At 41.3% G+C, this 13,022-nt stretch carries 9 protein-coding genes and 1 pseudogene; 4 read left to right on the top strand and 6 right to left on the bottom strand.

Annotated elements, in window-relative coordinates:
• Positions 1-2: 2 nt before the first annotated feature.
• From AC6H44_RS15255 to AC6H44_RS15230, 6 genes are all read right to left on the bottom strand, one after another.
• Positions 3-224, bottom strand: coding sequence for a hypothetical protein (locus AC6H44_RS15255; RefSeq protein ID WP_500736538.1), 222 nt, complete (start codon positions 222-224; stop codon positions 3-5).
• Between the two features lie 167 nt (positions 225-391).
• Positions 392-1,597 (bottom strand): IS4 family transposase, encoded by a 1,206-nt coding sequence (locus tag AC6H44_RS15250; protein WP_500735106.1) that lies wholly within the window; start codon positions 1,595-1,597, stop codon positions 392-394.
• An 88-nt stretch (positions 1,598-1,685) separates the two neighbouring features.
• Positions 1,686-1,982 (bottom strand): hypothetical protein, encoded by a 297-nt coding sequence (locus AC6H44_RS15245; protein ID WP_500736537.1) that lies wholly within the window; start codon positions 1,980-1,982, stop codon positions 1,686-1,688.
• Positions 1,983-2,019: 37 nt separating this feature from the next.
• Positions 2,020-2,838 carry a LysM peptidoglycan-binding domain-containing protein gene (locus tag AC6H44_RS15240; protein ID WP_500738448.1) on the bottom strand — a complete coding sequence of 273 codons (819 nt, stop codon included), beginning with the start codon at positions 2,836-2,838 and terminating at the stop codon, positions 2,020-2,022.
• Positions 2,839-3,124: 286 nt separating this feature from the next.
• Positions 3,125-4,441: a sensor histidine kinase gene (locus tag AC6H44_RS15235; RefSeq protein WP_500736535.1), complete on the bottom strand. Its 1,317-nt coding sequence runs from the start codon at positions 4,439-4,441 to the stop codon at positions 3,125-3,127.
• A 2-nt stretch (positions 4,442-4,443) separates the two neighbouring features.
• The gene (locus tag AC6H44_RS15230; protein ID WP_500736533.1) at positions 4,444-5,874 is read right to left on the bottom strand and encodes a sigma-54-dependent transcriptional regulator; all 1,431 of its coding nucleotides are present in this window, start codon (positions 5,872-5,874) and stop codon (positions 4,444-4,446) included.
• Between the two features lie 224 nt (positions 5,875-6,098).
• On the opposite strand from AC6H44_RS15230, the pseudogene AC6H44_RS15225 reads away from it, so the two are divergent.
• The 4 genes and pseudogenes from AC6H44_RS15225 to AC6H44_RS15210 all read left to right on the top strand — a co-directional run bounded on the left by AC6H44_RS15225 (position 6,099) and on the right by AC6H44_RS15210 (position 12,964).
• Positions 6,099-7,352: pseudogene (locus tag AC6H44_RS15225) on the top strand (efflux RND transporter periplasmic adaptor subunit).
• A gap of 11 nt (positions 7,353-7,363) precedes the next feature.
• On the top strand, positions 7,364-8,068 hold the full coding sequence (locus tag AC6H44_RS15220) for an ABC transporter ATP-binding protein (RefSeq protein ID WP_500736531.1): 705 nt from the start codon (positions 7,364-7,366) through the stop codon (positions 8,066-8,068).
• Between the two features lies 1 nt (position 8,069).
• The gene (locus AC6H44_RS15215) at positions 8,070-10,466 is read left to right on the top strand and encodes an ABC transporter permease (protein WP_500736529.1); all 2,397 of its coding nucleotides are present in this window, start codon (positions 8,070-8,072) and stop codon (positions 10,464-10,466) included.
• 83 nt (positions 10,467-10,549) lie between these two features.
• Positions 10,550-12,964: an ABC transporter permease gene (locus tag AC6H44_RS15210; protein WP_500736527.1), complete on the top strand. Its 2,415-nt coding sequence runs from the start codon at positions 10,550-10,552 to the stop codon at positions 12,962-12,964.
• Positions 12,965-13,022: the final 58 nt, after the last annotated feature.

The raw sequence follows: 13,022 nt of genomic DNA, 5'->3' as shown, positions 1-13,022 counted from the left end.
TATTATTCGTTGAGTGCGCAATGCTCTACCTCGTTAACCGTACCGCGACCATTACTGATATAGCACTGCTCAAGCAATGAGCAATAGCAGATTTCTGTTTTTATATTAAAGCGTTGTTTATCTACTTTTTGCCATTGCGTATTATTAAAGCTGGTTTTATTAAAGGTGAGCAAGCTAATACTTGCGCCAGCGGCTAATAGCCTATTTTTACTCTTACTGGTCATTACCCAATCAGCAGAGTGTTCAAGTGATTTTTCTTGCAGTTCTATAAGCTGTTTTTCATAGGCATATATATCAAAGCAGCAATCTTTTATAAGTGAGTAAATGTCTACGTAAGATTGTTCATTATAAAAATATTTTACATATTTAATGCTGAGAGATCCCCACGAATTTAGCCTAAATTATCAATTTGTATAGTCAGAAGTGACAACTGGCTATACACATAAATAATGAACTGCCCATCAGGCTCATACCTAGGATCATCAACCACTTCTTTGCCAAGATAAATATAGGACAATACTCGTCGTTTTTTCTCTGTATTCGCTTGTAATGCCGCATCCCCTTGTTGTGCCGACACGGTGTACCCTATGCACCATAAGACAAACAACATTAACGCCGCTATGAGCAATAAATTATCAAACCTTTCTGCGCTTCTTGAATTTGCAAAGGCTAAACTAATGCCAAGTTTTGCATTCTTAGTGTCTCTGAAACTTTCTTCTATTTGCATACGTTGTTTATATAAAGTCACAATCCGTTGAGGCTTATCTGTAAATTGTGTAGGTAAATTAAACACAAGTAGCCAAGGCTCTTTGGCCTTTTGTTGTTGGTATTTAACCGTTGTACATTGAGATTGCCCACCCCGTTTTTTGATTTTTTTACGTCCCTTGTTTTTCCCTCTAAACAAAACACCTTGGCACGCGAAACGAACTGTTTTTCCGTAGTAAATCTGTGTCAGAAGGTGTGGTTTATCTGTTGCTTGCTCAAACCATGATTTACAATTTCGCCATGTCTCAAGGTCGCTAGATAAGGTCACATTGCCTCTGACGCGCCCAAGCCAATACCAGCCTTTATCTTCTATGGCTTTAAACCATGGCGTTCTAAAAATAGCATCAGATAAAATAATAGGCTGACAATCTGCAGGTAAACACTGTGCCAAGCTATCGAGTAAGTGTTGATGAGCCGCTTCGGTATTTAATTCGCTTTCAGGATACACTTTTTCATAGAGCGTTAACGCTCTTCCCCCCATTGGTATGCTTGCCCTGAGCACTTGAAATATTTCGCCGCCATTAATAGGTGACCAGTCAACGATAATAAGTGGGTGTTGTTGCTGGCCTACTAAGCATTCGGTCATATGTTCATAGAAACAAAGACGTTCTTGATGCAGGTTAGCATTACCAATCAAACGGTCTGCGCGTTTAATATCATGTTTTTTATCGGTATTAGAAAATGATTTTAATCCGCGGCCTAGGTAAGTGACAGTAACGCGCTGGTCACGCAAGCCTGAGTTAACAAACGTAAAGACTGTATTTAAACGTGTTTTATGAATTTCAGGGTAGGCAATGGCAATATCTTTGTGTAATATTTCGGTGGCTTTCATGATTATGAGTGAGTTTTTTTATAGTGAAAAAATTTGATCACAAATAATCATGAGAGTCTACCATTAATTTTTATTTTGTGGGGATTCGTCAGTATTTAATGATTGCAGGGCCGGAGCCTGAATTTGTTACTTTAAGGGCGATTTCATGTGCTTTTTCTTGATCATTGAAATTACCAGATATCACTTCCAACCAGGGCCAAGTTGCGGCTTTTACTTGTCGCTCGGCGGCACTTGCTTGTAAGTAGGTGGCATAAAATGATGCGGCTGAAATAACAATAGCACACAGTGCTAGAATTAAATTGAGACGTTCGTTAGTGAACCAAGCTTGCGGTGTACTGCTTGTTACAGGCACAGGTTGTGACTGTTGTGAGTTTTGATCATCCATATCGTTTAGTTTTTATTTTTATGAGTGTAATTAATTACTATAATGTATGTGTTTGATAAAGTGTAGATAAAAATACGGTTAGCTTCTCACCTACTTTTAAGCGGTCGCCTGAAAGTCTGTTCCATTGTTTTAGCTTAGTGATGCTGACTTTGTAATGGTTGGCTATTTTCCACAAGCTTTCGCCAGATTTTACTTTGTGCTCTATTTGCGTATCGGCTAACTGCGGCAGCACTAACTTTTGACCAATACGTATGGTACTACTTTTTAAATTATTGAATACTTTAAGCTGACTCACACTCACTTTGTAGCGCTTAGCAATAACACTCAAACTATCGCCACGTTTAACTGTGTAATGTTGCCATTGGCTGTAATCGTTGCTTTTTTGATTTGCGATCATGGTTTCAAATTGAGCTTTCTCACTGGCAGGCACGACGAGATGCGGCGCATCAATAATCGCAGGGAAGCGAATAACCCCGTAGTTTAAAGACTCTAACTGTTGCCATTGGGCTTTATTATCTAAAATAACGGAGCCAGAAATGGCCACTTTGGCTATCGCATCTTTATTTGCGATTGCAGGGAACGCCATCTTTTGGCTTTTTAATAATTGCGCCGCAGCAAGTAGCTTAGGTACATATTGACTGGTTTGTTTAGGTAATTTTAAATTAAAAAAGTCAGTGGGTTTGCCTTGCTTTTTATTGTTGCTGATCGCTCTAAGTACACGGCCTTCACCTAAGTTATAGGCAGCAATGGCGTGATACCAATCACCATCAAAGCGTTTGTATAAGTACTCCATAAAATCAAGCGCTGCGCGAGTGCTGTCGATCACATCTTGGCGACCATCGTACCAAGGGCTAATTTTTACCTTAAAATACTTAGCTATTTAAAATAACAATCAATGGCAAAAAGCGGATAAATCGATTTGAAAACACGTACTAAGCTACTCCGAAAAAATAAATGCGGCTAATCTAAAGCAGGCTAGCTTAACATAGGGTGAGTTAGATTTGAGCGGAAAAAGAATGTGAACTGCTCTTTATCGCCGTAAACGACGACCTACAAGATATGCTGTGAAATTATGTAGGTCGTGCTTTAGCGCGTACATATGGCGGTTTTAATTAATTGTCGCCGTAAACGACGACCTACTTTTAACCAAACACACATCTAAAACATGCGCCTTGTGGTTTTGGTAGATAAATTAAATCACCGCCGTGGTTGAGCATAATTTGCCTTGATAGGCTCAAGCCAATGCCGGAGCCTTGTTGCTTAGTGGTAAAAAATGGCACGAAGATCATATCAACTACATGTTCGCTAATGCCTGGGCCGTTATCGCTGACTTCTACATAGAGTTGTTGGCTGGCGTTTTGTGCCAAGCTGAGTTTGATGTTTGGCTGAGTGGGGCTTTGCGGGTTATATTTTTTGTTGCTGCTTAACACTTCGAGGGCATTTTTTATCAGGTTTACTAATACTTGCTCTATTTGAGTGCTATCTAGCATTACCAATTGTTGGCTTTGAATTGTAAGTTCTATATTGATCTCTAATTCACGTGCTTGTTGCTGATGCAAGGTGACAATGCGCGATAGCATATCGGCTAAATTTTTAGGCGCTAGATTAGGTTTAGGTAAGCTGCTAACTTGGCGAAAACGGGCAATAAAATCACCTAAATGTGCTGTTCTTGATGCTAACGTGCTTAGCGCAAGTTGTAAGTCTTGTTTATCTTCAATATCAATAAAACACAATTCTTGTGGCAATAAGGTGGTGCATGTATTTGCTAACGATGAAAGCGGGGTGATAGAGTTGGCAATTTCGTGAGTCAGCACTTTAGTTAAGCGTTTATAAGCTTGTTGTTCTTTAAGTTGTAATTGATCATGGATTGATTGCAAGCTCACTACGCGGCGCACTTTGCCTTGTATTTCGGCGATACTGAGTTGAATAGAAAGCGTGTCGTGCTGCTCGCCATTTTGCCAATAGGTGGTGCTGCGAATATTATGACTGGCGTTTAAAATTAGCTCGCCAACAGCGCCTAACTCTTGCAAATGCTGAAAGCTTTTACCCAGTAGTTTGCTCACCGCTGGGTTTGATTCAATCACTTTGCCGTTGTCGTCACACACCATCACGGCTAAATCAACATGAATAAGCAGTGCTTGTAAAAATTGCGCTTGTTGCTCGGCATTAAAGCGTGCTGTTTGCATTTGCGTTTTTACTTGTTCAAATTGCTTAAGCATTGGGTTTTGTTGGCCAAGTCCTAAGGTGCTATCGCCATTGGCTAAAGCGCGGATCACCATTTCGGCTTGTTTTTGTTGGCGCTTAAAGAGCGTAAAAATATGCGCTATCAAGGTCGCAGTGACTAATATAATTAACAGTGAAGTTGCTGAAAGCCCATTATTTTGTAATAGATAACTAACGAGTACGCAGGCGCTAATAAGTGCGGCAATATTAATAGCTAATAATAAATGAGGGCGCATTGCTATAGCCCATACTTTTCAAGGCGGCGATACATAGCGCCACGGGTTAAACCAAGCGCTTTGGCGGCATGGCTAACATTCCCTTGATGATGCTTAAGGGCTGCACGTACAGTACGTTGTTCGAGTATGTCTAAATCAAAGGTATCGTACTGTGGCTGATTGTTTAGAACCTCTGTGTTTTGACAGTTATTGTAAGTATCAGTGCCAGCGCTAAGTGCTGCTGTGTTACCAACCACTGAGCTTATATCGAGTTTATCCCCTTCAGTTAAAATAACCGCTCGCTCAATAGCATGAGCAAGCTCGCGGACATTGCCAGGCCACGCATATTGGCAAAGTGCGTTCATATCATCATCGCTAATGGTTAAGTCGCGTTTATATTTTTGCGCAAAGTGTTTTAGATAGTAATTAGCTAATAATGGAATGTCATCACTTCGCTCGCGTAAAGCCGGTAAGCGAATTTCAACGGTGTTGATCCGGTATAGCAAATCTTGACGAAAGCGCCCGTCAATAACCGCTTGTTCAAGGTTATCGTTGGTGGCACAGATTAGGCGGATATCAATATCAACCGCTTTGCTGCCGCCAACTGGTGTTATTTGCCTATTTTGTAGTGCAGCCAGCAATTTGGCTTGATGCTCTAGGGGTAAATTACCCAGCTCATCTAAAAATAAACTGCCGCCTTGGGCAAGTTCAAACTTACCAATGCGGTCGCTTTTGGCATCGGTAAACGCGCCTTTTTTATGACCAAATAACTCACTTTCAAATAAATTCTGTGCCACGGCGCCCATGTCCAAGCTCATAAAGGTTTGGCTATGGCGCATACTCGCTTGATGAATGGCATGCGCGGTGAGCTCTTTACCTGTGCCACTTTCGCCGGTTATCAGTATATTGGCATCAGTTTGTGCGGCTTTTTCTATGGTACTAAATACCTGCTGCATGGCCGCGCTTTGACCTAAAAACTCAAAGTTTGGGGTATTTAAGGCTTGGTTTAACCCTTGCTTTTGACGCGTTAATTTACCCACTTGTTGTTTATCTTTAGCGTGTGAAAACGCGGCTGCAACGCCACCAAGTAACTGTTCATTTTGCCAAGGTTTAGCAATAAAGTCAGAGGCACCCGCTTTAATCGCATCTACCGCGAGTTGAATATCGCCATAGGCGGTCATTAGTAAAACAACAATATTAGCGTCTTGCTCGATGATTTTTTTTAACCAATAAAAGCCTTCTTTGCCGCTGATGGAGTCCTGGGTAAAGTTCATGTCGAGTAAGATCACATCAATTGGCTGATCAACTTTGCGTTGCTCGTTAATGATGTCTGCAATATCAAATGGGTTGTCAGTGGTTTTAACGCTTTGGTAATGCTGTTTTAGCAATAGCCGTGCGGCGATGAGAATATCGGGGTTGTCATCAACAATTAACAGTGAGCCTGAGTGTTTCATGATTGTTATTTTTATAGGGTTTTATTTAGCCTAAAACAAAAAAGGAACAGTGTCCATAAATGGACGCTGATAAAATAACAAAGTGTTCTATTAACGGACACTAACACCATAAAAATAGTTAAATAAAATATTAACCTATTGAATTTATTTATTAAATAAAGTTGGCATAGCGTTTGTAATAACTATTGGTAATTAGTTATTAAACCTGTATCAAGGTGGCCAACATGGACAAAAAAATAGAACGCTCATTTACCCAAAAGTATTTAAAAAAATTCACTTTTGCTGCGCTTGCTTTAGGAGTTGCAGCGGCTGCATACGGCTTTACGCAAAGCAGCGATACAGGCCGTAGTCAGAATATTGATCGTAGCAGCCTTACGATTAGCACGGTTAAACAAGGTGCATTTAAAGATGCCTTGAGCTTACGCGGTCAAGTAGTACCAAAAACCAGTATTTATCTTGATACCATTGCCGGTGGGCAAGTTGAGGAGCGCTTAGTAGAGCAAGGCGAATATGTTGAGAAAGGTCAACCGCTAGTGCGCTTAAGCAATACCAACTTACAACTTGATGTAATGAGCCGTGAAGCACAAGTAACTGAGCAGCTTAACTTTTTACGTAATACGCAAATGACCATGGAAACCAGCCGGTTAAATTTACGCCGTGACTTATTAGAAATCGAGCTAAAAATTACCCACCTGACCCGTCGTTTAAAGCAAACTAAACCTTTAGTTAAAAGTGGCGTACTAGCGCAAGAGCAACTTTCAGAAATAGAAGAAGATTTAAATTATTACCAAGCACGTAAAGAGCTCACTTTGGAGCGTCAAAAGCAAGAAAACTCAATTCGTGAGGTGCAAGTGGCATAGCTTGCAGACAGCGCTAAAATGCTGGAACAGAACCTGCAGTTTGCGCGTCGAAACCTCGATAATTTATTAATCAAAGCGCCGGTAGCTGGTTATTTAAGCGAGCTTGATGTGGAAATTGGCGAATCTAAAAACAGTGGCGCGCGATTAGGGCAAATCGATATACCTAATGAATACAAACTGGTTGTTCGCCTTGATGAATTTTATTTAAACCAAGTACAGCGCGATATGTCGGTAATGATTGAACTTGAAAGCGGCACAGTAAACGCCAAGGTGAGCAAAATTGATAGCCGCGTACAGCAGTCGCAATTTCAAGTTGAAGTGGATTTACCCAGTAACACCAAAAGCATTAAGCGCGGCCAAAGCATTGATATTGAGTTAATGCTGGGGGGCGACAAAAACAATGCCTTATTACTTAAACGTGGCGCCTTCTTTACCAACTCGGGCGGTAACTGGGTTTATGTTATTGAGCAAGGTGGCGATAAAGCAGTGCGTCGTGATATTCGCTTAGGCAAAAAGAATCAACACTATTTTGAAGTACTCGAAGGGCTAAACGCGGGGGATAAAGTAATTACCTCTAGCTACAGCAACTTTGATAAAGCACAACAACTACAATTTTAAGGATAATAACAATGATCAAACTAACTAATTTAAGCCGCGTATTTCGTACTCAAGATGTTGAAACTACAGCGCTGAGTAATATTAACTTAACCGTAAACGAAGGCGATTTTTTAGCGATTATGGGGCCGTCTGGCTGTGGTAAATCAACCTTATTATCTATTTTAGGTATGCTTGATTCACCTACTACAGGGTGCTTTGATTTTGCCGGAACTGACATCGCAGGGTACAGCGAAAAGCAACTAGCTGAGCTAAGAAAAGCATCAATCGGTTTTGTATTTCAAAGCTTTAACTTAATTGACGAGCTAACTGTATTTGAAAACGTAGAGCTACCATTACAGTACCAAAAAATATCAAAAGGCGAACGTAAAGAACGCGTTGAAGCTATTTTAAAACGCGTAGGTATTGATCACCGCGGTGAGCATTTACCCCAGCAATTGTCGGGTGGTCAGCAACAACGGGTAGCCGTTGCCCGTGCCTTGGTGATTAACCCTAAACTCATTTTAGCCGATGAGCCAACCGGTAACCTCGACTCTAAAAATGGCGATGAAGTGATGGCGATGTTGCGCGAGCTAAACCGCGAGGGCACCACGGTAATTATGGTTACGCACTCAGAAAAAGAAGGTGCCTATGCTGATCGTTTAGTACGCCTACTGGATGGCCAAGTGATGCTTGATAAAGCAAATGTTATGCAGCAAAGCACTGTTGAGGTTGCTTAATATGTTTATTAATTATTTAGTGACAGCCCTACGGGCATTTAAACAGCAAAAACAGCATTTTTTACTTAACATTATTGGCTTAAGTGTTGGTTTAGCTGCGGCTATTTTAGTGGCCATGTTTGCCTTTAATGAAGCCTCTTATGATAAGCAGCAACCGAATGCTGAACGCGTGTATCGTGTTAATCAGTATTTTACATCCTTAGGTGTTGGCGGGCCGATGACCAACAAAGACCTTATGAATACATTTAAAGATATGGCTGAAATAGAAGACATACTATCATTAGAACCTAGTCCGCCAGGTGCTGAATTTGTTCGTGATGATGTGGGTTATAAGTTAGAAAGTATTATATCGGCAAGCAGCAATATAGCTGATTTTGTGAATCTTGACTTAGTTGCAGGCGACTTAGCCAAAGTACTCACTACACCAAATATGCTCGCATTGAGTGAGCAGTACGCAATACGTATTTTTGGCCGTACAGACATTGTTGGTGAAACCTTAATACAAGATAATAAACGTTGGCAGATAGGGGCGGTATTTGCTGATTTACCTGAAAATACGCACTTCTTTTTTCAAGGGTTAATTAAAGAGTTACCAGCCGATACTGAATATCAAAACATGAATAGTGCCTCTTATATTCGAGTAAAGCCAGGTACTGATGTTGAAAAGTTGGCAGAAACTATTGAGCAACGCTACATGAAAATTGCTTACGAAAACCCAAATTTAGCAAAAATGACATTACATCCGCTAACGTCTATTCATTTAACTTCCAACTCTAATTATGAAATGAAAAAGAATGGCTCGCTTTCAACGCTGCGTATTTGTATTGGTTTGAGTGTTTTATTGATACTTTTAGCTGCGTTTAATTTTATTAATATGAGCATTGCACAATCGGCAAAGCGCGCCAAGGAAGTGGGCGTACGTAAAGCACTTGGCGCGAGTAAACCACAAATTATTTGCCAGTTTTTAGTAGAGTCATTACTTATCACTATTATTGCTGCATTAATTGCCTGTATGTTGGTTGAATTACTAACACCGGCTTTTAATCAATTAGTCGATAGACAGTTATCCCTTAATTATGACTCTACGTTAGGTGCTGCAATTGCTGTTGCTGTACTGTTAATCGGCTTGCTTGCCGGTATTTACCCTGCCATGTTTATGTCGGCGTTTAGTGCAAAACGAGTGCTCAGTGGTGATATGCAGCGCGGCCGTACAGCCATCGCAGTTAGAAAAGGTTTGTTGGTTGTACAATCAGCATTATCGGTTGGCCTAATTATTGGCGCTTTATTACTGCAACAGCAGTTGGCTTATTTACAATCACTACCAGTTGGCTATACCAAAGAGAGTAAATTGATTATCAGTGATATTGCTGCCAAAGACATATTGAATAAAAACAATACAGTATTACTGAGTCGTATCAACGCGATTGATGGCGTAAACAAAACAAGCGTTATGGATATTGATGTAACAGGCTCATATAACTCGTCTCGCACATTTACGGCCGACAACGGTCAATTTACCAAACAAAGCTTACCTATTATTGGCGCCGGTAATGACATAGCCAAAACATTGGGCCTAACATTGGTCGCTGGCCGAGATTTTAGTGCAAAAATGGCTGCTGATTGGTTTAATGAGGTTAGCGAAACTAAAGCAACCGCCTCAGCCATATTGACTGAGTCGCTAGTAAAACAAGCTGGTTATGCAACACCAAGTGATGCAATTGGCAGTACGTGGCGTGCCAGTGCAGGCAAAGGCCAAGATTTAATCTTAACTGTTGTTGGGGTGGTTAAAAATATTAAAGTGGGTAGTGTTAAAGACGCACAACCTTCTACCATCTTAATTTGTGGCTACACCAGCAGTTGGGCAGGTCGCATTATTGTTGATATGGACTTTGCGAAAATACTCCCTATTAAAGCGCAGCTTTCAAGTATTTTGCAAGAGAATCTCGCAATTCGCGACCCACAAATAGATATGCTGAGCGAAAACTACCGTGCGCTTTATCGTAATGATGAACGTGCAACCGAGTTTGTCACTTTATTCTCTGGCTTAGCCGTATTTTTAGCGTGCGTAGGGACCTTTGGTTTAGCGTCATTCTCGGTATTACGCCGCCAAAAAGAAATCGCTGTACGCAAAGTGCTTGGCGCATCACGTATCAGTATTATGAATCTTCTGGCCAAAGAGTTTTTGATTTTAGTTGTGGTGAGTGTAGCCATAGCATACCCGCTTACTTATTGGCTGGTGGGCGATTGGCTCGCAAACTTTAACGAGCGTGTTGATCAAGCTATCTGGGTTTATCTAATTGCCGCTCTGAGTGTTGCTGCGATCACTTGGCTGACTGTTGCAAGCCTCGCTTTCAAAGCAGCTAGCACCCGTCCATCGTTAACTCTTCGTTATGAATAAATAAAGTTTATTAGCCAAAACCATGGTCTATCGGAGTAACAGGTAGGCCATTTTGGGTGAGAACAAGATCTTATAGGTTAGATATGTTGATATCACATGTAACAACAGCATTTAGAGTATTCAAGCAACATAAGCTTTATTCGTTATTGAGTGTCTTTGGGTTGAGTATTGGTCTTGCCACAGCTCTGTTAGTGGCGTTATTCGCAGAGTATGAATTGTCGTTTGATGAAATGCAGCCCGATCACCAGCAAGTTTATCGTCTGCATGTTGATGTAAAGGTACCGGGCTTAGAAGAGATCCCATTAACGGTTGTAAGCATTGCGCAAACAGTGTTTTCACGTAGTGATGTAAGCGACTTATTGGTGCTGGCAGATGTGGTCGATAGTGATTTATTTACTGATCATATTAAAGTGGCTGGGCAAGCGTTTAAGCTGCGAAATGTATATGGCACTTCGGCCAATTTACGTGATTTTATTCATCTTGATGTGATGGCTGGCAATCTTGAACAAGCGCTCTCAGAGCCCAATCAAATAGCCTTGAGTGCAAGTGAGGCTGTAAGGTTATTCGGCAGTGTTAGCAATGCGTTCGAACAAACCTTATTGATGGGCGAGAAAAGTGTCACTGTGCGTGCTGTTTTTAATGACTTACCCGATAACAGCCACTTTTTGTTTCATGCTTTAGTGTCTGTTGATTACACCGAACATAATGAAATTTCGAGCTACATTTACCTTAAAACTCAACGAAATGCTGATTTAAAAGGCATAGAAAAGCAGTTAGCTAGAAGTCTTATTGAAAAATATCAATTAAAGAATAGCCAGCTTGAATATCGTTTAGTGTCGATGCGAGACGTGTATTTTAAAGCCCATTCTCCCTTTGAATTTAAACCCGGTGGGTCGGCTTTTTTAGTGAACTTGAGCCTGGTATTGAGCGTGTTACTACTCGCCATTGCCGCAGCCAATTACATCAATATTGCGGTGTCGCAATTGCTTTACCGCAGCAAAGAAATTGCTATGCGAAAAACCTTGGGGGCGAGTAAGCGACAATTAATTCTGCAATTTTTGTTAGAAGCTTTGCTAATGCTGGCCTTTGCTACGGTGTTAGCGTTGTGTTGGGTTGAGGTGTTATTACCAAGTTTTAGTGACTTTGCAAACCGCCCATTACAGCTAGTTTGGGGCTGGTCACAATTGCTAGCTGTATTGGGATTGATACTTTTATTGGCTTTTGTATCAGGTGCTTATCCAGCTTTATGCGTCGCACGCGCTCCGCTTAAAAGTTTACTTGCAGGGCAATTGCAAACAGGTCACATGGTGCGTAAAGGCTTGTTAGTATTTCAAGCTGCTATGGCGATGGCTTTAATTGTTTGTACGTTAGTGAGCTTGCAACAGTTAACGTTCTTGCAAAGCTTGTCGGTTGGTTATGATGTGACAGATCGCATTGTGATACACGATTTAAACAGCAAACAATTGATGGCAAAAGAGCACGCGATACTCAATGAGATCCGTGCGCTGCCCGGTGTAGTGCAAGTGACCACCACAGACACAGATTTAACCGACAGCATTCTTGAAAGCTTTTATTTCCGCTGGCCAAACGGCTATGAAGAAAGTGAACTGCCACCGACTATTGGCACAGGTTTTCATGCCGTGGAAACCTTGGGTCTGACACTACTTGCTGGCCGAGATTTTTCACCGCAATTTAAAAGCGATTGGTTGTATTATACCAATGAGGAGTCAAATACGCAGCAGGGCGAAGATGCGCCTCAGGCAATGGCCATTTTGGTGACCGAACAAATGGCCAAACGTGCTGGCTATGAGAATGTGAGTGAGGTGGTGGGGCTGCAAGTTCAAGGGCTTTATCGCAATATCAATGCAACCATTGTTGGCGTGGTAAAAGACATTAAAGTGGGCTCGGCAAAAGGCGATTGGCTGCCTGTGTCATTTTCAGCAGGGTATAGTTCGCAATCAACCGTTCGATTGGTGGTCCACACTGAACAAGCAAATTTACCCCAATTATTGAATCAGCTACGTCAGCTTTTAAAACAGTTTAATTTAACTGCCGAACCCCAATTTAGCCTAATGCAACAAGACTTAGCCAAAGTTTATCGTGTCGAGCAAGACTTGTTTGTGCTTATTCGAAATTTCTCTGTGCTGGCCATACTTTTGAGTTGCTTAGGTTTATTTGGACTAGCGGCATTTGCAGCGAAACGTCAGCAAAAGCAATTAGCCATGCGAAAAGTATTGGGCGCAACCCGTTTAAATTTAGTTAATCTACTTGCCCGTGAGTTTTTAATCATAGTGTTCGCAGCGGCTGTAATTGCTTTACCTCTAGCTTATTGGCTAATGGATAACTGGTTGGAAGGTTTTAACGACCGTATTGAGCAAACCATTTGGGTATATGGCTTGGCAGGCCTCATTGTGGGTGCGTTTACTTGGCTGACCGTTGCCAGCCTTGCGTTTAAAGCCGCTAGCACTCGCCCTTCGCTGATTTTGCGTTATGAATAATAAAAAGTGATGTTTTAGATGAAAATGTTAACGCTGCCAAAGTATCGAGTTAAATTTT

This window comes from Pseudoalteromonas sp. TAP-3C (assembly GCF_059888565.1).
This window is presented reverse-complemented; position numbering and strand designations above follow the sequence as displayed.